Origin of the sequence: Rhizobacter sp. Root404 (assembly GCF_001425865.1) — a bacterium.
Taxonomy (GTDB): domain Bacteria; phylum Pseudomonadota; class Gammaproteobacteria; order Burkholderiales; family Burkholderiaceae_C; genus LMDS01.
Genome location: NZ_LMDS01000001.1, coordinates 1 through 21224, shown reverse-complemented (window position 1 = coordinate 21224; position 21224 = coordinate 1). Strand labels below are relative to the sequence as shown.

The following is a 21224-nucleotide window of genomic DNA, read 5'->3' as shown; positions in this document are numbered from 1 at the left end:
CAGAAGGAGACCCGCCATGATCCGCTTGCTCACTGCCGCCGCTGTCGCCGTGGCGCTCGGCGGCTGCGCCGCGTTCAACAACCTCAGCAACGAGGTCTCGACCTACGGCAGCTGGCCGGCCGATCGCCAGCCCGCGACCTTCGTGTTCGAGCGCCTGCCCTCGCAGCAGGCGCATCCGGAGCGGCGCCAGCAGCTCGAGGATGCGGCCCGTGGCGCACTCGAGGCGGCGGGGTTCCGCGCCGCCGCCGATCCGAACGATGCGCAGTACCTGATGCAGGTCGGTGCGCGCGTCACCAGCAACGACCCCTGGATCTTCAACGACCCGCTGTTCTGGCGCGGCGCCGCCTTCAACGGCCACCCGTGGCGCTACGGCCGCGGCTATTGGGGCCCCGGCTGGGGGTGGGGCTGGGGATCGCCGTACGAGAGCCAGAGCTTCGAGCGCGAGGTCGCGCTGTTGATCCGCGACCGCCGCACCGGACAGCTGCTCTACGAGGCCCGCGCCAACAACAACGGGCCGTCGCCGTCGATCGACTACCTGCTGCCGGCGATGTTCGAAGCGGCGCTGAAGGACTTTCCGAACGTCAGCCCGGCGCCGCGCAGCGTCACGACGCAGATCTCGAAGAAGCCGCCCGCCTGAGCGGCGCCCGCTACGGCGCGGTGGCCGGCTCGGCGGCCGTGGCGATCGCCCGCAGGTCGCCCTGCCAGCCCGCAAGCCGGCTCGCTGCCGTCTTGCGCTGTGCCGCGGTCGTTGCGTTGTGCAACGCGGCGGCGAACCCGCAGTTGAATTCGGTCAGGCGCTCGTAGTACCGGCGGTAGTTGTCGCGGGGCGAGCGCTCGAGGTGTTCGACATAGCCGCGCAGCATCGTCAGCGCCTGTTCGCGACTCGCGCGGCCCTCCTGAGTCTGCAAGCGGCGCAGGCCTTGCAAGACCTCCTGCTGGCGGAAGCGGCGCTCGGCGAACCACAGCTCGGGGTCGAACGGCGAGCGCTTCAGGCCGTCGTCGATGCGCTCGCGCTGCGCGTCATCGAGCCGGCCGTAGAGCATCTCGGCCCGGTCGACGACGCGCTTGCGGGCCTCGTCGGCGCGCTCGCGCGGGTCCGGCTGCAGGAAGTCGTCGCGGAACTCGGTGTTGATCTTGCCGTAGCGCTGCTCGATGTGGCGCACCTGCTGTGGCGTGATCGTCAGCATCAGCTCGGCGATCTGCGGGGCGATCTGGTCGAACGCGACGTGCGCGCGCCTGACCGCGTCGCCCTGCCACTCGCAGACGCGCGCCGGCGTCGTGTCCGCCAGCACCTCGGCCTGCGCCCGCGCGAGCAGCGCCGCGTAGTCGGGCACCTGGGTGCGGCGGTTCCAGGCGAACCATTGCTTGATCGCGGCGCGCACCTTGGGCGTCTGCACGTCGTCGAGGTCGACATAGCGGTCGAGCCACCAGTAGACGAGATCGGGCGCGGTGGCATAACCGATGCGCAGCGCGCTGCAGCCCGACACCGCAGCGAGGAGGCTGCACAGCGCCACGATAATCAACGACCTGGACCCGACCGTTCGAAAGAAACCCAACATGGCGCTCGACATCGTGATCATGGCCGCGGGCAAAGGCACCCGCATGCGCTCCAGCCTGCCGAAAGTGCTGCACAACCTGGCCGGGCGCAGCCTATTGCAGCATGTTCTGCAAAACGTTGCCGCGCTGGGGGCAGACCGGATCGTGGTCGTCACGGGCCACGGCGCCGACGCGGTCGAGGCCGCGGTGGCCGCGCCGCAGGTGCAATTCGTGCGCCAGATGCCGCAGCTCGGCACCGGCCATGCGGTACAGCAGGCCGCACCGCTGCTGCACGACGCGGGCACCACGCTGATCCTGAACGGTGACGTGCCGCTGATCGAACCGGCGACCGCTGCCGCGCTGGTCGCCGCCTGCGGCGGCGAGCGCCTCGCGCTGCTGACGGTGCTGCTCGACGACCCGAGCGGCTACGGTCGCATCGTGCGCGGCGATCCGGCCGGCCGCTCCGCGACCGAAGGCGGGCGCGTGCAGGGCATCGTCGAGCACAAGGACGCGAGCCCCGCGCAGCGCCTGATCCGCGAGGTCTACACCGGCGTGATGGCCGCGCCCACCGCGGCGCTCAAGCGCTGGCTGGGCGCGCTGCGCAACGAGAACGTGCAGGGCGAGTACTACCTGCCCGACGTGGTGGCGCTGGCGGTGGCCGACGGCGTCGCCGTGGTCACCGAACGCGCCACCAGCGAGACCGAGGTGCTGGGCGTGAACAGCCCGCTGCAACTGGCCGACCTGGAGCGCCGCTACCAGCGCCGCCAGGCCGACGCGCTGATGGAGGCCGGCGTGCGCCTGGCCGACCCGGCGCGCTTCGACCTGCGCGGCACCCTGGACTGCGGCAGCGATGTCGAGATCGACGTGAACGGCGTGTTCGAGGGCCGCGTCGTCCTCGGCGACGGGGTTCGCATCGGTGCGAACTGCGTGATCCGCAACGCGACCATCGCGGCCGGCGCGCTGATCCAGCCCTTCACGCACATCGACGGCGAAGCGCTCGGCGTGCAGGTCGGCGCGGGCGCGCAGGTGGGCCCGTTCGCGCGGCTGCGGCCGGGCGCGGTGCTGGGCGACGAGGTGCACATCGGCAACTTCGTCGAGGTCAAGAACTCGACGCTGGGCCGCGGCGCGAAGGCCAACCACCTCGCCTACCTCGGCGATGCGACAGTCGGCGCGCGGGTCAACTACGGCGCCGGCAGCATCACCGCGAACTACGACGGCGCGAACAAGCACCGCACCGTGATCGGCGACGACGTGCACGTGGGCAGCAACTGCGTGCTGGTCGCGCCGGTCACGCTGGGCGCGGGCGCGACCATCGGCGGCGGCTCGACGATCTCGAAGGACGCACCGGCCGGACAGCTCACCGTGTCGCGTGCGAAGCAGCTCTCGCTGGCCGGCTGGAAGCGGCCGGTCAAGGTGCCGAAGTCGACGTAGCGGCGGTCGCCGCCGCGGTCTCGACCGCGAGGCACAGGTCGTCCCAGGCCTTGGCCTTGTCGACCGGGTTGCGCAGCAGGTAGGCCGGGTGGTAGGTCACGATCAGCGGCACGCCCTGGTAGCGGTGCACGCGCCCGCGCAGGCGCCCGACCGGCTCGCTGCTGCGCAGCAGGCTCTGCACCGCGAACGCGCCCATCGCGAGGATGATGCGCGGCTGCACCAGCTGCACCTGCCGGATCAGGAAGGACTCGCACTGCGCCAGTTCGTCCGGCGCGGGGTTGCGGTTGCCGGGTGGGCGGCACTTCAGCGTGTTGGCGATGAACACCTGGCGTGCCGGCTCGGCCGCACCCCGCGTCAGCCCGATCGCGCGCAGCATGTTGTCGAGCAGCTGGCCCGACTTGCCGACGAAGGGCTCGCCCTCGCGATCCTCCTGTTCGCCCGGCGCCTCGCCGACGATCATCCAGTGCGCCTGCTCGTGGCCGACGCCGAACACGGTCTGGCGGCGGCTGCCACTCAGCGGGCACGCCGTGCAGGCGGCAACGGCCGCACGCAAGGCGGGCCAGTCGAGACCGGCCGCGACGCCGGGTTCCGCCGCCGCGCGCGGCACGGCGGGCGGCGGTTCGCGGCCCGGGACGATCGCGGGCGCGGCGTCCTCCCGGGCCTCGACGGCAGGCCGCTCCTCGGTGGCGACCCCGTCGTCGACCGGCCACCAAGCGTGCACGCCGATCTCGCGCAGCATCGCGCGTTGTCGCTCATCCCAGCGCATCGGGGCCTCCCGAGGCGGCGGGTTCGATCGCCAGGCTCATCACGATCGCATCCTCGCGGCGCCCGAACGGCGCCGGGTAATAGCCTTTGCGCAGCCCCACCTGCACGAAGCCGAGGTGCTCGTACAGTGCACGCGCATGCGTGTTGCTCGCGCGCACCTCGAGCCACAGCGAGCGGGCCGGCAGGGCCTGGCACAGCCCGACCAGCGCATCGATCATGCGCCGCGCGTACCCGCGTCCCTGCGCCGCCGGGGCGACCGTGATGTTCAGCAGGTGCATCTCGTCGACGCCGCCCATCGCAACGAAGTAGCCGAGGAGTGCGCCGTGCCCGTCGACCAGCGTGCGCGCCGGGTAGCCGGCGGCGAGCGAGTCGATGAAGTTGCCGCGGCTCCATGGGAACGCGTAGGCGGCCACCTCGATCGCCATCACCGCGTCGAGTTGCGCGATCGTCATCGGCACGAGCAGTGGGGCATCGCCGGCGATACGGCGCGCCGGGCCGCGCCACAGCGCGCTCATCGCGCGGCCTCCAGCGCGTCTTTCGCGGCGCGCACGGCGGCGCGCTCCTCGGTGGTTTGCGCGACCTTGTCGCGCAGATACAGGGGCAGCGCCGCGGCCGCGTCGACCGCGCCACCATCGGCCCACAGGGCCTGCGCGAGTGGCAGCATCGCGCCGGCGCGCGGCAACGCGTCGGGCGACAGGCGCGCCGTGCCCGTGGTCCAGGTCCGGCCCGCGAACGCGGTCAGCGCGTTGCCGGCCACATGCTCCGGCGCAAGCGCCTGCCAGCGCGCATCGAGCGCGTCGGGGCCGATCAACATCGGCGCGTCCAGCACGGTCCAGCGGCCCGCCGCCCACGCGTACTGCGCCGCGTAGACCTCGTTCATGCGCGCATCCATCGCGACCCAGACGCGCTGCGGACGATCCTCGCCCGCGCGCGCGTCCTCGGCGACCGCGAGCAGCGTGTCGATCGGCAACACCGGCTTGCCAGCGCCGAACGCGAGGCCCTGCGCGACCGAGCACGCCGTGCGCAACCCCGTGAAGGCGCCGGGGCCGCGGCCGAACGCGATCGCATCCAGGTCCTTCAGCGCGATCCCCGTGCGTGCGAGCAGCGCCAGGATCGACGGGATCAACGTGGCCGACGCCTGCGCACCGCCCGCGCCCTCGTGCACGTGCACGCCGCCACCGGACAGGAGCGCGATGCTCAGGTGTTCGGTCGCGGTGTCGAATGCCAGCAGGGTGGCCGTCATGCGCGGCGCCGGCCGGCCTCTGGAAGGGCGCCGCGGCGACGCGGCCGCAGGGGCTTCTGGCTCATGGATCGAGTTTAGCCGCCGCGCCTGCATGCGATCATCGCGCATGCCTGTTTCCCGAGTCCGCCGAGCGTTGGCCGCGGCCACGCTCGCGCTGCTCGCGCCGCTGGCGGCGGCGGCGCCCGCAACGACCGCCGACGCGCTCCCGGCCGCCGTGCTCGACGCCCTGGACCGTGCCAAGGTGCCGCGCGAGTCGGTCGTCGCGATCGTGCAGGAGGTGAGCGGCGCCCGCCCGCGCCTGGCCTGGCAGACGGAACAGCCGGTCAACCCCGCGTCGTTGATGAAGCTGCTCACGACCTTCGCGGCCCTCGACCTGCTGGGCCCGGCGTGGACCTGGAGCACCCCGGTGTGGCTGCAGGGCAGCGTGCGGGCCGGCGTGCTGGACGGCAACCTGGTGATCAAGGGCAACGGCGATCCGAAGCTCGTCGTCGAACGCCTGTGGCTGCTGCTGCGGCGCGTGCAGCAACTGGGCGTGCGCGAGATCCGGGGCGACATCGTGCTCGACCGCAGCGCCTTCTCGGTGCCGGAGCAGGCCGCGGGCGACTTCGACGGCGAAGCGCTGCGGCCTTACAACGTGCGCGCCGATGCGCTGATGCTGAACTACCGCGCGGTCGTCTACACGTTCACGCCGGACCCGGCCCGCGGCATCGCGTTGGTCTCGGCCGACCCGCCGCTGGCCGGCGTGCGCCACGACGCGAGCGTGGCGCTCGCTGCCGGGCCGTGCGAGGACTGGCGCGGTGCGCTGCGGGCCGACTTCACCGACCCGCTGCATGCGCGCTTCGCCGGCAGGCTCGCGGCCGCGTGCGGCGAGAAGAGCTGGGCGGTGGCGCACGCCGAGCCGGCCCGCTTCAACGAGCGCGCGCTGCTGGGCATGTGGAAGGAACTCGGCGGCCGCATCACCGGCCGCGTGCGCGATGGGACCGCACCCGACACACCGCCGACGTTCGAGTCGATCTCGCCGCCGCTCGCCGACATCGTGCGCGACATCAACAAGTACAGCAACAACGTGATGGCGCAACAGCTGTTCCTGACGCTCGGCCTGACGCAAAGCGGCGCCGGCACGCCGGATGCGGCGCGCGACGTGCTGCGCCAGTGGGCGACCGCGCGTCTGGGCAGCGCGGCCGGCGCGCTGGTGCTCGACAACGGCTCGGGCCTGTCGCGCGAGGCGCGCGTCACCGCGGAACTGCTGGCGCGGCTGCTGGTCACGGCCTGGGCCAGCCCGGTGATGCCGGAGCTGCTGAGTTCGCTGCCGGTCAGCGGCGTCGACGGCACGTTGAAGCGCTCGCGCGCGACGCTGGGGCGCGCGCACCTGAAGACGGGCTCGCTGCGCGACGTGGCAGGGATCGCCGGTCAGGTGCTCGCGAACTCGGGCCGGCGCTACGTCGTCGTGATGATCGCGAACCATCCGAACGCGAACGCCGCGCGGCCGGCGTTCGATGCGCTGGTGCAGTGGGCCGCCGGTGACGCGGCGTTGCCGGTCACCGCCGCCGAACCGGCGAACTGAACCTCAGAACGCGTAGCCCACCGAGAGCGACACCGTCGTCGGGTCGAGCGTCGCGTCGAGCGTCTGCCCGGTCGACAGGGTCGTGCGGGTTTTCAGGAAGGTCCGCAACACGGTCGCGTCGACGACCCAATGCGCGTCGACGAGAAAGGTGGCGCCGAGTTGCAGCGAGGGGGCGAACTTCGATTCGACCGTCAGCGTGGTCGGGTTCGCCGGCGTGCCGCCGCTCAGAGCCGTCAGCGTGGCGGTGCCGCGCGCCTTGTAGAACTTGACGTAGCTCAGGCCCGCCCCCGCGTAGGGGCGGAATGCGGACCCCGGCTCGAGGAAGCGGTACTGGCCCAGCACGGTCATCGGTGCCGCCCGGACTTCGCCGATCTTGCCGACGCCGGCGATCGCCCCCGCCCCGTCGATCTCGTGCTTGAAGGGCAGCGCGAGCGGCACGTCGACCGAGAGGTGGTCGGTCACCATGTAGCTCAGCCCACCGGACAGGCGGGAACTGGCGCGGATGTCGGCCTTCGACCCGACCATCGCCGGGGCGGTCAGGTCGCTGCTGTCGACGTTCGGCTTGATCTGGGTCGCGCCGGCACGCACCAGCAGCGTGCCGGCGGTCTGGGCCGACGCGGCGCCGGCGGCGAGCAGCGCGAGCGAGGCGACCAGCGTGGCGCTGAGGACGGTGCGGGCAGGGAAACGTTGCGTCATGGCGGGTTCTCCTCGATGCAACGGGTCAGAGCCAGCCGGCCTGGGCGAGCGAGCGCGAGATGTAGCGCGCGAGCAGGTCGTGCCCGTACGGCGTGGGGTGGAAGCCGTCGGAGAACGCGTACGACTTCCACCAGTCGGCACCGCCGGTCGCGCCCGTGGGTGGCGGGACCGCCGAGAGCGCGGCGTCGGTGCAGGTCGGGAAGGTGTAGGTCGGCAGGCCGTCGCTGCCGACGCCGGTGATCGGGCAGGCCGGCGTCGCGACGTTCTGCAGCGCGTAGAGGCCCGGGTTCGCCACCTCGTCGTCGAACGAGGCGTGGAAATCCACCACGACCACGTTCGCGTTGCCGGCGAACTTGGTGGCAAGTTCGGTGTTGAACGCGGTGATCCAGGAGTCGAACACCCCCAGTGCGTGGGCGCGGGCTGAGGCGCCGGCCGCACCGCCGCCATACGCGGCGGCGATGCTGTCGAGCACCATCCGGAAACGCGGCGTGTTGGTGATGCCGGGCATGTTGAGCACGGCGATGCGCTGGGCGCCCTGGTCGAGTGCGTGGGTCTGGATCGCGGCGTGGAAGTTGTCGGCCAGCGCGCTCAGGTAGGTGGCGCCCACGCGCTCGAGACCCGGTTGCCCCGCGCTCACCGCGGCACCGATCGTCGCCGGCGGCAGCACCGTGCCGAGCAGGGCGATATAGGCGGCGCCGCCATCCGCCGGCGCGTTCAGGAATGCGCCGACGAGGTCGGCCGCGTCGTTGCCGCCGCCGTCGATCACGAGCAGGTCACCGGCGGTGTAGTCGCCGGCGGCAGATGCGTCCTTGAGCTGCTGCACGATCGACAGCGGCGAGGTCGGCGCACTGTAGTTGTTGATCCGCCCGCCGCCGATCGCGTAGTTGGTGCAGCCGGCCTGTGCCGGGTTGGGGATGAAGGTCGACGCGCCGGTCGCTACGTAGGCGTTGCAGAGCGTGAGGCCGTAGGTGGCCGCGATGCGCTCGGGGTAGATCTGCGAGGACGTGCCGTTGACGGTGAACTTGAAGCCGAAGGTGCCGCTGTCGGCGAGGCTGTCGCCCATCACCTTGACGGAGGTGATCGCCGCGGCCGGCGTCGTGTTGCTCCCACCGCCCCCGCAAGCGGAAACGAGGGCGGCGACCAGCGCCGCGCAGGCGCCCGACGCCCAGGATCGATTCTGTTTCATGCCGTGCCCCTGAAGGTCCCATGCGCCCTGTCAGGCAGCACCGACGAACCGATGTCCGTCCTCGAAAGGAAACTCTAGGGTGGCGTCAGACCGGGTCGCGTCCGGGCAAACCCCGGAGAGCAGGCAGCCGCGCGCGAAACGCGTGCAAACGCAGCGTGCGCGTACCGCGCGCGCCGCTTCGATGTGCGATCAGAACGGGTTGTTCTGCGATCGCGTCACAGCCAGCGAGCCCAGTGCGTTCTGGCCTGCCGCGCTGAGATGCCGGTCGTCGGCCCACAGCCACAAGCTGTTGACCGCATCGGCGACCAGGGTGTTGGTCGTGCAGTTGGGCAGTGCGACCGCGCAGGCGGCTTGCGTCGTGTTGCTGTAGCTCGCGCCCGAGTACTTGTTGATCGTCGCGGTGTCGACCGAAAGCAGGTACTGGTCGAGCTGCACGAGCCCGATCTGGTGGCCGTCGTTCAGGATGTTGGAGAGCAGCGCATCGTTGAACTTGGTCGACAGGCGCGTCAGCAGCGCCGGATTGCCGTCGGTCGAGCCGGGGCTTCGGTCTCCGGCGAACGGGGTTCGGCCCATGTCGGGGATCGTCACGATCAGCACCTTCGCGCCGAGGGCGGCCAGGCGATTCACCTGCTCGGCCAGCGCGGCACCCGCCGCGGTCAGGTTCGCTGACAGCTGGTCCTCGCCGACGGCCGGGTATTGCTGGAACTGCGCGATCACGTCGTTCGCGCCGACCAGCAAGGTGGCCATGTCGCCGTTGACGAAGCCACCGCCGTTGGTCAGGTGATTGTCGATCTGCGCGGCGATGTCGGCCACCTTGGCACCGTTGGCGGCGTAGATGCGGCTGACCGGGTCAGTCACGGCGGTGCCGGGACACTCCGGGAACGCGAGGCCGTAATTGCCGGCGAGCGACTGGATCCAGATCGGATTCAGGCTGCACTCGATCTGGGTGGTGCTGCCGCTGACGAGTGCGTTGATCGTGTACTTGGTGCCATTGGCATTGATCACGCTCGACTCGTCGCCGAAAGCGAGCACTCGGCTCGGGTAGAAGCGCTGCACCTGCTCGCCGCCGCCACACGCCGCCAGCAATGCCGCCGAGGCCAGCAGGCCGGCGCCGAGGACGGCGCGTGCGGTTCGATTCAGGTTCAACTTCATTCGGGGCTCCGGAGGGTCAGGCGATCAGGCAAGGATGCGGGGAGGTATCAGGCGGCGGCGGCCCGCGTGAGGCGGTCGCGAACGCCGTCCCATTCGGACTCGGGCGGAGGCGTTTCGACCCAGATCAGCTGCGCGCCTTCGGCATCGAGTTCGCGCAGCACCGAGAACAATTCATGCGCCACCTGCGCCGCCTGCGCGGGCATGCGGCGGTACCGCACGCCACGGGCCGCGGCCGGCGGCGCGCCGCGTGAATATACCGCCAGCTTCAGCGGCTCATCGCCGAGGACTTGCAAAGCCGTGTGAAGCATCGCGGACGACATCAGCCGCAGCCGGGCGTTCGGCGCGTAGTGCGCGGCCAGCGTGCCCGGGGCGCGCGGCGCATCGGCATCCGGCGCGCCCAGCGGCTCGCCGGCCGCCGCCTCGATCTGCGCGCGGGTCAGCGTGCCGGGGCGCAGCAGCACCGGATGCCCGCGCGAGCAGTCGACGATCGCGGACTCGATGCCGACCTCGGTCGCGCCGCCATCGAGCACCAGCAGATCGGCACCGAATTCCTCGACCACGTGGGCCGCGAGCGTCGGGCTGACGCGGCCGAAGCGGTTCGCGCTCGGCGCCGCCACGCCCGGCACGCCCAGGCGTTCCGCGGCCTGCAGCAGGGCCTTCGCGACCGGATGCGACGGGCAGCGCAGACCGATGCTGTCCTGGCCGCCCGCGGCGGCTTCCGCGATGTCGGCCCGGCGCGGCAGGATCAGCGTCAGCGGGCCGGGCCAGAACGCATCGATCAGGCGCCGCGCAACCGGCGGTACCGCGCTCGCGAACACGTCGATCTGCGCCGGGCCGGTCACGTGGACGATCAGCGGGTGATCGCTCGGCCGGCCCTTCGCCGCGAAGATTTTCGCGACCGCGTCGGCCCGGTCGGCGCGCGCACCGAGGCCGTAGACCGTCTCGGTCGGGAACGCGACGAGTTCGCCGTCGGCCAGCCGCGCGGCGGCGGCGTCGATGGCGCTCGCCAGCAGCCCGTCCAGCAACACGCCTACCAGCCCTCGATACCGAGACGCACCGCGGCCTCGCGCGCGACGGCGTCGGCCGCCTCGAGACTGGGCGCGGTGACCGTCAGGTGGCCCATCTTGCGGCCGGAGCGGGCCTGCGACTTGCCGTACAGGTGCAGGTGCACGCCGGGCAAAGCGAGCACGGCCGCCCAGTCGGGACCGGCCGGGCGCTCCTCGCCCTGGTCGTCGAACCACAGGTCGCCGAGCAGGTTGAGCATCACGCACGGCGAATGCAGGCGCGGCTCGGGCAGCGTCGCGCCGGTCATCGCGCGCACCTGCAGCTCGAACTGCGAGATGTCGCACGCGTCGATGCTGTAGTGGCCGGAGTTGTGCGGGCGCGGCGCCATCTCGTTGGCGATCAGGCTGCCGTCGCGCAACACGAAGAACTCGACGCACAGCACGCCGACATAGCCGAGTTCCGTGGCGATCTGCCTCGCACTGGCCGCCGCACGCTGCTGCACGTCGGCCGGCACGGCCGCCGCCGGCACCTGCGTCACGGCGAGGACGCCGTCGCGATGCAGGTTCTGCTGGACCGGCAGATTCACCAGCGCGCCATCCGCCCCGCGCGCGACGATCACGCTGATCTCGTGCGCCAGCGGCAGCATCTTCTCGAGCACGCAGGCGACGCTGCCGAGCGCCGCCCAGCCCGAGGACAACTCTGCGCGCGTGCCGACGCGCACCTGGCCCTTGCCGTCGTAGCCCAGGCGCGCGGTCTTGAGGATGCCCGGCAGCAAGTCGCCGCGCACACCGACCAGCTCGCCGACGCCGGCCAGCACGGTGTACGGCGCGCAAGGCACGTTGCTGCGGGCGAAGTGGGCTTTCTCGGTCGCGCGGTCCTGACAGATCGCGACGGCGGCCGCCGCCGGCGCGACCGGGCGCCGCTCGGCCAGCCGCGCCAGCGCCTGCGCCGGCACGTTCTCGAACTCGGTCGTCACGGCCGCGCTCAGTTCGGCCAGTTCGTCGAGGCCATTCCCGTCCAGATAGTCGGCCCGGATATGGTGGTGCGACACGAGCCCGGCCGGACTGTCGGGATCCGGATCGAGCACCGCGGTCGCGTAGCCGAGCCGCTGCGCGGCGTGCACGAACATGCGGGCGAGCTGACCACCGCCCATGACGCCCAGGGTTGCGCCCGGCGCGATGAATGAAGCGCTCATTTCAGCTCGGCCGACATGGCCCGCGCGGCGTCGGTCTGGCGCGCGCGGAAGGCATCGAGCTTCGCGCGCAGCGCCGGATCCTCGTTGGCCAGCATCGCGACCGCGAACAGCGCCGCATTCGCGGCGCCGGCGATCCCGATCGCGAAGGTCGCGACCGGGATGCCCTTGGGCATCTGCACGATCGAGTGCAGGGAATCGACACCCTGCAGATGCCGGCTCGCGACCGGCACGCCGAGCACCGGCACGGTGGTCTTGGCGGCCAGCATGCCGGGCAGGTGCGCGGCGCCGCCGGCGCCGGCGATGATCGCCTTCAGGCCGCGCGGCGCAGCCTGCTCGGCGTACGCGAACATCTCGTCCGGCATGCGGTGGGCCGAGACGACGCGGGCTTCGTGGGCGATGCCGAACTCGGCGAGAATCTCGGTGGCCGCGCGCAGGGTGTCCCAGTCGCTGCTGGAACCCATCACCACGCCGACCACCACGGGGGCGCTGCTCAAGGCTCGCTCCAGGTGCTGATGAACTTGAATTGTAGGCGGCGCGGCGCCATCTCCCCGCCTCGTGCCGCCGCTCCGGAACCTCCCGCCATGCAAGACATTTCGCTGCAGAACTTCGAATCCGACCTGATCACCGCCTCGATGCAGCAGCCGGTGCTGCTCGACATCTGGGCCCCGTGGTGCGGCCCGTGCAAGTCGCTCGGCCCGGTGCTGGAGAAGCTCGAGACCGACTACGGGGGCCGCTTCGTGCTGGCCAAGCTCAACTCCGACGAGCAGCCCGAGATCGCCGGCCAGCTGTCGCAGATGTTCGGCGTGCGCAGCATCCCGTTCTGCGTGCTGTTCAAGGGCGGGCAGCCGGTCGACGGCTTCGTCGGCGCGCTGCCCGAGGCGCAAGTGCGTGCCTTCCTCGACAAGCACGTGCCCAGCAGCGAGGCAGTCGCGGCGGCCGAGGACGTCGAGGAGGCGCAGGCGCTGCTGGCCGATGGCGACACCGACAGCGCGCTCGAGAAGCTGCAGGAGGCGGTCGCCGTCAACCCCGGCAACGACGCCGCCCGCTACGACTACCTGCGCGCGCTGCTCGGCGCCGGCCGCATCGAGGAAGCCCGCCGCGCCTACGAGCCGGTCGCGACCAAGGTGATGCTCGACGCGCGCCTGGCCGCCGCGGGCCGCTGGCTCGAGGCCTGCGAACAGGCCGGCGCAGCGCGCTCGCCCGACCAGCTCGCCGCCGCGATCGCCGCCAACAAGCGCGATTTCGACGCGCGCTTCGAGCTCGCGCAAGGCCACTTCGCGGCCCAGCGCTTCACCCAGGCGCTCGACGAGCTGCTCGAGATCCTGATGCGCGACAAGGCCTGGAAGGACGAACTCGCGCGCAAGACCTTCGTCGCGATCCTCGAGCTGATGACCAAGCCGGCGCCGACCAAGGCCGAGGCCGCCGCCGCGCCGAAGGGCAAGCTGGAACTGGCCGGCCAGGCGGCGGTGACGCCCGCCGACCCGGTCGTCGACGGCTATCGCCGCAAGCTCAGCATGACGCTGTTCTGACGCCGGCGCCGCGGCCCCGGGTGCGATCTCAGCCCGGGACGAACGCGGCAGCGTCCAGTGCCGCGATCAGGCGGGCCTGGTCGTTCTCGAGGTCCGACCACGCTGCGGCCCCCAGCGCATGCTGGCGTCGGGCGGCCGCCGAATCGCCCAGCGCCTCGGATACCTGCGCCAGGCGGGTGTGGCCGGGGGCGCGGTCGCAGGCGCTGCCGGGCCGGTCGAGTGCCGCCGCCGCGGCGGTCGCGTCGGCGCGTGCCGAGACCGCATGCCGCGCCTGCAACCGGCACCAGGCCCGGTCGGCCAGCAGGATGCCGGCGACCGGCTCCATGCCCTGGCGCAGCGAATCGTCCAGATGCGCCTCGAACAGCGCCAGCGCTTCGTCGTCGCGACCGAGCAGCGCGCACACCTGCGCGCGCAGGATCGGCTGCAGCGCGCTGAGGCTGCGCACGCCGACCATCGCGTCGAAATGGGCCGTCGATTCGGCGCCGAGCAGCAGGTGCATCTCGCTGTCGGCCCCTGGCGTGCCACGCGCCGCCAGCTGGCGCCAGGCGGCCACGCGCAACGAGGCCATATTCCACATCATCGCGCTCAAGGTCGCGTCGTCGCCGTCGGCGGTCGCGTGGCGGCGCGCCTGCTGGTACCAGGGCTGAGCCCGGTCGTAGCGGCCGGCCTCGTGGTAAGCCTGCGCGATCACGAGCTTGACCCGGGCCAGCGCCGCGTGGTGGTCGGCCTCGGCCAGCGACAGCGCCTCGGACGCACGCCGCACCAGCGCCGTCGCATCCATGGCCAGGTAGTCGAGGTGCGCGAGCCAGGCCGCACTGAGCGCCTGCAACGGCTTGAGCCCGCCAGCGGCGCTCAGCGCATGGGCACGCGCCAGCTTGTCACGAACGGCCGGCCCGAGATTGGTGTAGTGGCCGACCAGCGCCTCGGCCAGATGCAGCCAGGCGCTGATCGCGGTGCTTGGCTGCGGGCCGTAGCGCTCGCGCAGCGCCGCGATCTCGCGCCGCGCTTCGTCAAAATCGCCGAGCCGGGCCAGGTAGGCCGCGCGTTCGCAGCGCAGGCTGTCGGCGGCCAGCGGGTGGGACGCCTCCCTGATGTCGGTATCGAGTCGACTCAGGAGGCGCGATTTCATGTGGTGAGCCGTTCCAGGGCTTCGCGGTAGCGCCCGGCGGTCTGTGCAATCACTGCGGCCGGCAGTGCCGGGGCCGGCGGGCGCTTGGCCCACGGTTGGCCGTCGACGCGGACCTGCTCGAGCCAGTCGCGCACGAACTGCTTGTCGTAGCTCGGCGGGTTGCTGCCTTCGGCGTAGCCCTCGACCGGCCAGAAGCGCGAGGAGTCGGGCGTCAGCACCTCGTCCATCAGCACCAGCGTGCCGTCGGCGTCGAGTCCGAACTCGAACTTGGTGTCGGCGATGATCATGCCCTTGGTCAGGGCGAGCGCGGCGGCGGCGGTGTACAGCTTGATCGCGGTGTCGCGCACCTGGTTCGCGAGGGCCGGACCGACGATCTCGGTCATGCGCGCGAAGTCGATGTTCTCATCGTGGTCGCCCATCTCGGCCTTGGTGGCCGGCGTGAAGATCGGCGCCGGCAGCTTCGAGGCGTTCTTCAGGCCCGGCGGCAGCGCGACGCCGCAGACCGACTGGCTCTTCTGGTACTCCTGCCAGCCGCTGCCGGCCAGGTAGCCGCGCACCACCGCCTCGATCGGCAACGGCTTGAGGCGCTTGACCAGCATCGAGCGGCCCCGCACCTGCTCGCGCTCGTCGGGCGCGACGACGCTCAGCGGATCGTCACCGGTGAGGTGGTTCGGCACGATGCCTTCGAGGTGCGCGAACCAGAACATCGCCATCGCGGTCAGCAGCGCGCCCTTGCCGGGGATGGGCTCGCCCATCACCACATCGAAGGCGCTGAGCCGGTCGGTGGCGACCATCAGCATGCGGTCGGTGCCGACCGCATAGTTGTCCCGCACCTTGCCGCGCGCCAGCAGCGGCAGCGAATGCAGGCTGGTTTCGAGCAGCGGGGGCGTGGCGGTCAGGTCGTGGATCATGGTCGGTTCGTGCCGCGAGGCACGCCTGGAAACGCGTGGAGGGGAGGCTCAAATTGTAGGGAGCCGGTCCGCGCGCTTCCGGGGGCACCGGATCATGCGCGGCGGACGGCGCCACAACGATTGCTTTCAATATTGTTTGCATTGTCGTCGCGCGTTTCGCACACGACTGCACGTCCCAAGCAGGAGACCCCGCCGGGGCGGGGTCTCGAAGGGCACGGCGCGAAGCGCGCGGGGTCAGACGACGGTCTGCGCCAGCTCCCCGGCCGCGTAGCGCTGCGCGACCTGCGGCAGGCTCTGCGCCTTGATCTTGCCCGCCTGCCCTTCGCAGCCGAACTCGACATAGCGCTGGCGGCAGATCTTCTTCGCGGCCTCGCGGGCCGGCTTGAGGTAGTCGCGCGGGTCGAACTTCTCCGGGTTCTCGGCGAAGAACTTGCGGATCGCCGCGGTCATCGCCAGGCGCACGTCGGTGTCGATGTTGATCTTGCGCACGCCGTGCTTGATGGCCTCCTGGATCTCGGAGACGGGCACGCCGTAGGTCTCCTTCATGTTGCCGCCGTATTCGCGGATCACCGCGAGCAGGTCCTGCGGCACGCTGCTGGAGCCGTGCATCACCAGATGGGTGTTCGGGATGCGCTTGTGGATGTCCTTGATGCGGTCGATCGCGAGGATGTCGCCGGTGGGCTTGCGGGTGAACTTGTAGGCGCCGTGGCTGGTGCCGATCGCGATCGCGAGCGCGTCGAGCTGGGTGCGCTTGACGAATTCGGCCGCCTCTTCCGGGTCGGTCAGCAGCTGGTCGCGGGTCATCGTGGCCTCGGTGCCGTGGCCGTCTTCCTTGTCGCCCTTCATCGTTTCGAGCGAACCGAGGCAGCCGAGCTCGCCCTCGACCGTGACGCCCAGCTTGTGGGCCATGTCGACGACCCGGCGGGTCACGTCGACGTTGTAGTCGAAGCTCGCGATGGTCTTGCCGTCGGCCTGCAGCGAGCCGTCCATCATCACCGAGCTGAAGCCCAGCTCGATCGCGCCCTTGCAGACCTCGGGGCTCTGGCCGTGGTCCTGGTGCATCACCAGCGGGATGTGCGGCCACTGCTCGACGGCCGCGAGGATCAGGTGCTTGATGAAGGGCTCGCCAGCGTACTTGCGCGCGCCGGCGCTGGCCTGCAGGATGACCGGCGAGCCGACCTCGTCGGCGGCGGTCATGACCGCCTGCACCTGCTCCAGGTTGTTGACGTTGAAGGCCGGAATGCCGTAGCCGTTCTCGGCGGCGTGGTCCAACAGCTGGCGCAACGAAACGAGCATGGCAGTCTCCTGTGAGCGATGAGTGGGGCCGGCGTGAAACTGCGCCGTAACTCGGCGAATTGTACCGAGCACCCTGCAACCGACCGCTCCGCGCGGGCTATCCGATGCGCTCGGCGTGGTAGCCCTGCGCGCGCATCGCGACCAGGATCTGCTCGATGTGCGCGACGCCGCGCGTCTGCACCACGACCTCGATCTGCGCCCGCTCGACCGACAGCGACGTGAACGCGCGCTGGTGCTGGACCTCGTCGATGTTCGCGCCGAGCTTGCCGAGCAGCGTCGCGACGTCGGCCAGTGCGCCGGGCACGTCGCGCACGTCGAAGCGCAATCGCGCGAGGCGCCCGGACTTGACCATGCCGCGCTCGATGATCTCGGCCAGCACCAGCGGCTCGATGTTGCCGCCGCACAGGATCAGCCCGACCCTGCGGCCCTTGAAACGATCGCCATGCTTCAGCAAGGCGGCCAGGCCGACGCCACCGGCGCCTTCGACCACCGTCTTTTCGATCTCGAGCAGCATCAGGATCGCCTGCTCGATGTCGTCCTCGCTGACGAGAACGATGTCGTCGACGCGCTGCTTGATCAACGGCACGGTCAGCGCGCCCGGCGACTTGACCGCGATGCCGTCGGCGATCGTCGCCTGCCCGCTCTCGCGCGATTGGCCGTGCTGGGCGTTCCACGCGGCGGGGAAACGCTCGGTCTGCACGCCGATCACCTCGATGTCGGGCCGCAGCGCGCGCGCCGCGGTCGCGACGCCCGAGATCAGGCCACCGCCGCCGATCGCGACCACCAACGTGTCGATCGACGGCTGCTGCGCCAGCATCTCCAGGCCGATCGTGCCCTGCCCGGCGATCACCGCCAGGTCGTCGTACGGGTGCACCAGCGTCAGCCCGCGCGATTGCGCGAGCTGCAGGCCATGGGCGCGGGCGTCGTCGAAGGTGTCACCCTCGAGCACCACGGTAGCGCCGAAGCCGCGCGTGCGTTCGACCTTCACCGCCGGCGCAAAGCGCGGCATCACGATCGTCGCCGGAATGCCCATGCGCTGCGCGTGGTAGGCCACGCCCTGCGCGTGGTTGCCGGCCGAGACCGCGAGCACGCCGCTGGCGCGCTCGGCGGCCGTCAGTTGCGCCATCTTATTGAGCGCGCCGCGTTCCTTGAACGACGCGGTGAACTGCAGGTTCTCGAACTTGAGGAACACCTCGCAGCCGGTCAGCGCCGACAGGGTGCGCGAGGGCATGCACGGGGTGTCGATCACTTCGCCGCGCAGGCGCTCGGCGGCGGCCTGGATGTCGGCGAGGGTCAGCGTCGGGGTCGAGTCGGTCGCGGTCATGCCGCATTGTGGCGCGGCCGGTTCACGCCACACACGCTGCCTGGGGTCCTACATACGCGCGGCAGCGGCGTCTGTAGCCTCGACCACTTTTGCAGTTCGATCGAAGGAACCCCATGATGTTTCGTCCCGCCTTCCCGCTCACGGCGCTGCTGCTCCTCGCGCCGACACTCGCACTCGCGCAGGCTCAGGCCACGATCAAGCCCGACGGCCAGTTCCGTTCCGCCTTCGGCGCGGGGGCGAGCTATGCCTCCGGCAACACCAGCGCGTCCAGCGTCAACCTCAGCGGCGACGCGGTGCGCGCCACCGCCGACAGCAAGTGGCAGCTCGGCGGCAAGGCGAACTGGGGCCGCACCGACGGCGTCACGACGGTCGAGAACCTGGCCTTGGGCACGCAGTACGACCAAGACATCACGCCCGCGTGGTTCGGCTTCGGCAAGGCCGACTTCCTGCGCGACAAGCCTGCCAATGTGTCGTCCCGCGCGTCGCTGTTCGGCGGCGTCGGCCGGCACGTGGTCAAGACCGACACGCTGACCTTCGACCTCTCGGCCGGCCTCGGCTACACCGAGGACCGGTACGTCGACCCGGCGGACGTGAACGGCGGATTCCGCAGCCGCTACGGCCGCGCCGAGGCGCTGCTGGCCGAGGAATCGCGCCACCAGTGGACCGAGACGACCAGCTTCCACCAGAAGCTCTCGCTCTACCCGGCGCTGCGCAGCGGCGGCGGCTACCGCGGCGTGTTCGATTCGGGCCTGTCGGTCGCGATGACCAACGCGCTGAGCCTGACCGCCGGTCTGAACTACCGCTACAACAGCGACCCGGGCGCCGGCCTGAAGAAGGGCGACACCCTATTCGTCACCGGCATCTCGGTCAAGCTCGACTGACCGACCCGCGTGGCGCGGGTCACGCCACCCGGCAGACCTTCAGCATGTTGGTGCCGCCCGGGTGGCCCATCGGCTCGCCGCAGGTGATCGCGTAGGTGTCGCCGGGGTCGAGCACGCCGCTCTGCACCAGCAGCGCCTCGGCCTCGGCCAGGGCCTGGTCGCGGTCGCTGAAGTTGGGCATCAGCATCGGCGTGACGTTGCGGTACAGCGCCATGCGGCGCTGGCTGCGCACCTGCGAGGTCAGGCCGTAGATCGGCACGTGGATGCGGTGGCGGCTCATCCACAGCGCGGTCGAGCCGGACTCGGTCAGCGCCAGGATCGCCTTGCAGCCGAGGTGGTAGGCGGTGAACAGCGCGCCCATCGCGATCGACTGGTCGATCCGCGCGAAGGTCTTGTTCGTGAAGCTCGCGTCGAGTGCGATCTCCTCCGCGTTCTCGGCCTCGACGCAGATGCTGGCCATCATCTCGATCGTCTCGACCGGGTACTTGCCGGCAGCCGTCTCGGCACTGAGCATCACCGCGTCGGTGCCGTCGAGCACCGCGTTGGCCACGTCGCTGACCTCGGCGCGGGTGGGCACCGGGTTGACGATCATCGACTCCATCATCTGCGTCGCGGTGATGACGACGCGGTCCATCTCGCGCGCCATCTTGATCATGCGTTTCTGCAGCGCCGGCACCGCGGCGTTGCCGACCTCGACTGCGAGGTCGCCACGCGCGACCATGATGCCGTCGGACGCCTTGAGGATCTGGTCGAGCACCGGGATCGCCTCGCTGCGCTCGATCTTCGCGATCAGCTGCGGCTTGTGGCGCCACGGTTCGCCGGCCACGTTGGCGAGCTGGCGTGCCATCTCCATGTCGGTCGCGGTCTTCGGGAAGCTGACCGCGAGGTATTCGCACTGGAAGCTCATCGCGGTCTTGATGTCGTCCATGTCCTTCGCGGTCAACGCGGGCGCGGTCAGGCCGCCGCCGGCCTTGTTGATGCCCTTGTTGTTCGACAGCTCGCCGCCGACGACGACGGTGGTGTGGACCTCGTCGCCGCGCACCGCATCGACCACGAGCTTCAGCAGGCCGTCGTTGAGCAGCAGGATGTCGCCGGCGCGCACATCGCGCGGCAGTTCCTTATAGTCAAGACCGACGCGCTCGTTGGTGCCCAGCGCGGTGGTCGCGCCGTCGAGCACGAACGACTGGCCGACCACGAGCATCGTCTTGTCGCCGTCGAACTTGCCGATCCGGATCTTCGGCCCCTGCAGGTCGGCCATGATCGCGACCTCCTTGCCGCAGCGCTTGGCGATCTCGCGCACCAGCGTCGCGCGGTCGATGTGGTCCTGCGCCTTGCCGTGCGAGAAGTTCATCCGCACCACGTCCACACCGGCGCGGATCATGCGCTCCAGCACCTCGGGTGAGCTGGACGCGGGGCCGAGGGTGGCGACGATCTTGGTGGCGCGGGGCATGGGCGGAGTCTCCGTATTGTTCTGGTCGGCGGATTATCGGAGCGCCCGGCGGTTACCGCGCGATTACAAGCGCGGCACGCGGGAATGATTGTTATGCGGCCGCGCGCTTCTGCAGGATCTCGAACGCCGGCAGCGTCTTGCCCTCCAGCACCTCGAGGAAGGCGCCGCCGCCGGTGGAGATGTAGCCCACGTCCTTCTCGATGCCGTACTTCGCGATCGCCGCCAGGGGCAGCGTCTTGCCCTCCAGCACCTCGAGGAAGGCGCCGCCGCCGGTGGAGATGTAGCCCACGTCCTTCTCGATGCCGTACTTCGCGATCGCCGCCAGCGTGTCGCCGCCGCCGGCGATGCTGAACGCGTCCGACTTCGCGATCGCGCGCGCGATCGCTTCGGTGCCGCCGGCGAACGCGTCGAACTCGAACACGCCTACGGGTCCGTTCCAGACGATCGTGCCGGCCTTCATCAACTGCTCGGCCAGCGCCTTCGCGGTCTGCGGGCCGATGTCCAGGATCAGGTCGTCCGCGGCGACGTCGGTGGCCGCCTTGACGGTCGCCTTGGCGTCGGCCTTGAACTCCTTCGCGGTGACCACGTCGGTCGGGATCGGCACCGCCGCGCCGCGCGCCTGCATCGCCTTGATCACCGCCTTGGCGTCGTCGAGCAGCGTCGGCTCGGCCAGGCTCTTGCCGATCGGCAGGCCCGCGGCGAGCATGAAGGTGTTGGCGATGCCGCCGCCGACGATCAGCTGATCGACGTTCTTGGCCAGCGCCTGCAGGATGCTCAGCTTGGTCGAGACCTTGCTGCCGGCGACGATCGCCACCAGCGGGCGCTTCGGGTGGGCCAGGGCCTTGGTGATCGCGTCGATCTCGGCCGCCAGCAGCGGGCCGGCACAGGCGATCGGCGCGTACTGGGCGATGCCGTAGGTCGAGGCCTCGGC

21 protein-coding genes are annotated in these 21224 nt (G+C 70.9%); 5 read left to right on the top strand and 16 right to left on the bottom strand.

Translation table 11 applies throughout. The features are described from left to right. Nucleotides 1–16 precede the first annotated feature (16 nt). Entirely contained in the window at nt 17–637 is a 621-nt protein-coding gene (locus ASC76_RS00105; protein ID WP_056460608.1) for a DUF4136 domain-containing protein, read from the top strand. 10 nt (nt 638–647) lie between these two features. Here the strand turns inward: ASC76_RS00105 and ASC76_RS00100 are convergent, their stop codons facing one another. After that, nucleotides 648–1514: a DUF6279 family lipoprotein gene (locus ASC76_RS00100; protein ID WP_056460605.1), complete on the bottom strand. Its 867-nt coding sequence runs from the start codon at nt 1512–1514 to the stop codon at nt 648–650. 43 nt (nt 1515–1557) lie between these two features. Here ASC76_RS00100 and glmU point away from each other — a divergent pair, with 43 nt between their 5' ends. Next, the gene (gene glmU, locus ASC76_RS00095) at nt 1558–2967 is read left to right on the top strand and encodes a bifunctional UDP-N-acetylglucosamine diphosphorylase/glucosamine-1-phosphate N-acetyltransferase GlmU (protein ID WP_056460602.1); all 1410 of its coding nucleotides are present in this window, start codon (nt 1558–1560) and stop codon (nt 2965–2967) included. On the opposite strand, the gene ASC76_RS00090 is transcribed toward glmU, so the two are convergent. The 3 genes from ASC76_RS00090 to tsaB are packed head-to-tail and all read right to left on the bottom strand — an operon-like array spanning nt 2945 to nt 4975. Next, nucleotides 2945–3733, bottom strand: a complete 789-nt coding sequence (locus ASC76_RS00090; RefSeq protein WP_056460597.1) for a uracil-DNA glycosylase family protein — start codon at nt 3731–3733, stop codon at nt 2945–2947. The two genes, glmU and ASC76_RS00090, sit on opposite strands and share 23 nt — an antisense overlap. Next, nucleotides 3720–4247 carry a ribosomal protein S18-alanine N-acetyltransferase gene (rimI, locus tag ASC76_RS00085; protein ID WP_056460594.1) on the bottom strand — a complete coding sequence of 176 codons (528 nt, stop codon included), beginning with the start codon at nt 4245–4247 and terminating at the stop codon, nt 3720–3722. The genes ASC76_RS00090 and rimI overlap by 14 nt, the downstream gene beginning before the upstream one ends. Then, nucleotides 4244–4975, bottom strand: a complete 732-nt coding sequence (tsaB, locus tag ASC76_RS00080; RefSeq protein WP_056460591.1) for a tRNA (adenosine(37)-N6)-threonylcarbamoyltransferase complex dimerization subunit type 1 TsaB — start codon at nt 4973–4975, stop codon at nt 4244–4246. The genes rimI and tsaB overlap by 4 nt, the downstream gene beginning before the upstream one ends. Nucleotides 4976–5081: 106 nt before the next feature. Between tsaB and dacB the strand changes: the two genes are divergently transcribed. Further along, nucleotides 5082–6539 carry a D-alanyl-D-alanine carboxypeptidase/D-alanyl-D-alanine-endopeptidase gene (gene dacB / locus ASC76_RS00075; RefSeq protein ID WP_056460588.1) on the top strand — a complete coding sequence of 486 codons (1458 nt, stop codon included), beginning with the start codon at nt 5082–5084 and terminating at the stop codon, nt 6537–6539. Between the two features lie 3 nt (nt 6540–6542). Here dacB and ASC76_RS00070 read toward each other — a convergent pair whose 3' ends face one another. The 6 genes from ASC76_RS00070 to purE all read right to left on the bottom strand — a co-directional run bounded on the left by ASC76_RS00070 (nt 6543) and on the right by purE (nt 12234). Further along, the gene (locus tag ASC76_RS00070; protein WP_056460585.1) at nt 6543–7235 is read right to left on the bottom strand and encodes an OmpW family protein; all 693 of its coding nucleotides are present in this window, start codon (nt 7233–7235) and stop codon (nt 6543–6545) included. Nucleotides 7236–7260: 25 nt separating this feature from the next. After that, the gene (locus tag ASC76_RS00065) at nt 7261–8421 is read right to left on the bottom strand and encodes an SGNH/GDSL hydrolase family protein (protein WP_056460582.1); all 1161 of its coding nucleotides are present in this window, start codon (nt 8419–8421) and stop codon (nt 7261–7263) included. A 189-nt stretch (nt 8422–8610) separates the two neighbouring features. Further along, nucleotides 8611–9573: an SGNH/GDSL hydrolase family protein gene (locus ASC76_RS00060; protein WP_056460580.1), complete on the bottom strand. Its 963-nt coding sequence runs from the start codon at nt 9571–9573 to the stop codon at nt 8611–8613. Between the two features lie 47 nt (nt 9574–9620). Then, nucleotides 9621–10601: an L-threonylcarbamoyladenylate synthase gene (locus tag ASC76_RS00055; protein WP_056460577.1), complete on the bottom strand. Its 981-nt coding sequence runs from the start codon at nt 10599–10601 to the stop codon at nt 9621–9623. A gap of 2 nt (nt 10602–10603) precedes the next feature. Next, entirely contained in the window at nt 10604–11773 is a 1170-nt protein-coding gene (locus tag ASC76_RS00050; protein WP_056460574.1) for a 5-(carboxyamino)imidazole ribonucleotide synthase, read from the bottom strand. Next, entirely contained in the window at nt 11770–12234 is a 465-nt protein-coding gene (gene purE / locus ASC76_RS00045; RefSeq protein ID WP_056462942.1) for a 5-(carboxyamino)imidazole ribonucleotide mutase, read from the bottom strand. The genes ASC76_RS00050 and purE overlap by 4 nt, the downstream gene beginning before the upstream one ends. Nucleotides 12235–12354: 120 nt before the next feature. On the opposite strand from purE, the gene ASC76_RS00040 reads away from it, so the two are divergent. Then, nucleotides 12355–13302 carry a tetratricopeptide repeat protein gene (locus ASC76_RS00040; protein ID WP_056460571.1) on the top strand — a complete coding sequence of 316 codons (948 nt, stop codon included), beginning with the start codon at nt 12355–12357 and terminating at the stop codon, nt 13300–13302. 28 nt (nt 13303–13330) lie between these two features. On the opposite strand, the gene ASC76_RS00035 is transcribed toward ASC76_RS00040, so the two are convergent. The 4 genes from ASC76_RS00035 to ASC76_RS00020 all read right to left on the bottom strand — a co-directional run bounded on the left by ASC76_RS00035 (nt 13331) and on the right by ASC76_RS00020 (nt 17962). Then, the gene (locus ASC76_RS00035) at nt 13331–14431 is read right to left on the bottom strand and encodes a hypothetical protein (RefSeq protein WP_056460566.1); all 1101 of its coding nucleotides are present in this window, start codon (nt 14429–14431) and stop codon (nt 13331–13333) included. Further along, complete coding sequence (locus ASC76_RS00030) at nt 14428–15342, bottom strand: phosphoribosylaminoimidazolesuccinocarboxamide synthase (protein WP_157615158.1); 915 nt, start codon at nt 15340–15342, stop codon at nt 14428–14430. Before ASC76_RS00030 ends, ASC76_RS00035 begins: the two co-directional genes overlap by 4 nt. A gap of 234 nt (nt 15343–15576) precedes the next feature. Beyond that, nucleotides 15577–16638 (bottom strand): class II fructose-bisphosphate aldolase, encoded by a 1062-nt coding sequence (gene fba, locus ASC76_RS00025; RefSeq protein WP_056460563.1) that lies wholly within the window; start codon nt 16636–16638, stop codon nt 15577–15579. Nucleotides 16639–16735: 97 nt separating this feature from the next. Continuing rightward, entirely contained in the window at nt 16736–17962 is a 1227-nt protein-coding gene (locus ASC76_RS00020) for a threonine ammonia-lyase (RefSeq protein WP_056460560.1), read from the bottom strand. Nucleotides 17963–18075: 113 nt separating this feature from the next. Between ASC76_RS00020 and ASC76_RS00015 the strand changes: the two genes are divergently transcribed. Further along, nucleotides 18076–18843 carry a YdiY family protein gene (locus tag ASC76_RS00015; RefSeq protein ID WP_056460558.1) on the top strand — a complete coding sequence of 256 codons (768 nt, stop codon included), beginning with the start codon at nt 18076–18078 and terminating at the stop codon, nt 18841–18843. 19 nt (nt 18844–18862) lie between these two features. Here ASC76_RS00015 and pyk read toward each other — a convergent pair whose 3' ends face one another. Together pyk and pgk are read right to left on the bottom strand one after the other, a co-directional pair. Next, nucleotides 18863–20293 (bottom strand): pyruvate kinase, encoded by a 1431-nt coding sequence (gene pyk, locus ASC76_RS00010; protein WP_056460555.1) that lies wholly within the window; start codon nt 20291–20293, stop codon nt 18863–18865. A 91-nt stretch (nt 20294–20384) separates the two neighbouring features. Further along, a partial coding sequence (gene pgk, locus ASC76_RS00005; RefSeq protein ID WP_157615156.1) for a phosphoglycerate kinase occupies nt 20385–21224 on the bottom strand: 840 nt, incomplete at its 5' end.

Excerpts from the sequence above, each read along its gene's own strand:
- ASC76_RS00090 (WP_056460597.1), bottom strand. The coding sequence starts at position 3,733 with ATGCGCTGGGATGAGCGACAACGCGCGATGCTGCGCGAGATCGGCGTG.
- ASC76_RS00015 (WP_056460558.1), top strand. The coding sequence starts at position 18,076 with ATGATGTTTCGTCCCGCCTTCCCGCTCACGGCGCTGCTGCTCCTCGCG.
- tsaB (WP_056460591.1), bottom strand. The coding sequence starts at position 4,975 with ATGACGGCCACCCTGCTGGCATTCGACACCGCGACCGAACACCTGAGC.
- pyk (WP_056460555.1), bottom strand. The coding sequence starts at position 20,293 with ATGCCCCGCGCCACCAAGATCGTCGCCACCCTCGGCCCCGCGTCCAGC.
- ASC76_RS00040 (WP_056460571.1), top strand. The coding sequence starts at position 12,355 with ATGCAAGACATTTCGCTGCAGAACTTCGAATCCGACCTGATCACCGCC.
- ASC76_RS00035 (WP_056460566.1), bottom strand. The coding sequence starts at position 14,431 with ATGAAATCGCGCCTCCTGAGTCGACTCGATACCGACATCAGGGAGGCG.
- ASC76_RS00105 (WP_056460608.1), top strand. The coding sequence starts at position 17 with ATGATCCGCTTGCTCACTGCCGCCGCTGTCGCCGTGGCGCTCGGCGGC.
- ASC76_RS00050 (WP_056460574.1), bottom strand. The coding sequence starts at position 11,773 with ATGAGCGCTTCATTCATCGCGCCGGGCGCAACCCTGGGCGTCATGGGC.
- ASC76_RS00020 (WP_056460560.1), bottom strand. The coding sequence starts at position 17,962 with ATGACCGCGACCGACTCGACCCCGACGCTGACCCTCGCCGACATCCAG.
- fba (WP_056460563.1), bottom strand. The coding sequence starts at position 16,638 with ATGCTCGTTTCGTTGCGCCAGCTGTTGGACCACGCCGCCGAGAACGGC.
- ASC76_RS00030 (WP_157615158.1), bottom strand. The coding sequence starts at position 15,342 with ATGATCCACGACCTGACCGCCACGCCCCCGCTGCTCGAAACCAGCCTG.
- ASC76_RS00060 (WP_056460580.1), bottom strand. The coding sequence starts at position 9,573 with ATGAAGTTGAACCTGAATCGAACCGCACGCGCCGTCCTCGGCGCCGGC.
- ASC76_RS00065 (WP_056460582.1), bottom strand. The coding sequence starts at position 8,421 with ATGAAACAGAATCGATCCTGGGCGTCGGGCGCCTGCGCGGCGCTGGTC.
- rimI (WP_056460594.1), bottom strand. The coding sequence starts at position 4,247 with ATGAGCGCGCTGTGGCGCGGCCCGGCGCGCCGTATCGCCGGCGATGCC.
- purE (WP_056462942.1), bottom strand. The coding sequence starts at position 12,234 with ATGGGTTCCAGCAGCGACTGGGACACCCTGCGCGCGGCCACCGAGATT.
- glmU (WP_056460602.1), top strand. The coding sequence starts at position 1,558 with ATGGCGCTCGACATCGTGATCATGGCCGCGGGCAAAGGCACCCGCATG.
- ASC76_RS00070 (WP_056460585.1), bottom strand. The coding sequence starts at position 7,235 with ATGACGCAACGTTTCCCTGCCCGCACCGTCCTCAGCGCCACGCTGGTC.
- dacB (WP_056460588.1), top strand. The coding sequence starts at position 5,082 with ATGCCTGTTTCCCGAGTCCGCCGAGCGTTGGCCGCGGCCACGCTCGCG.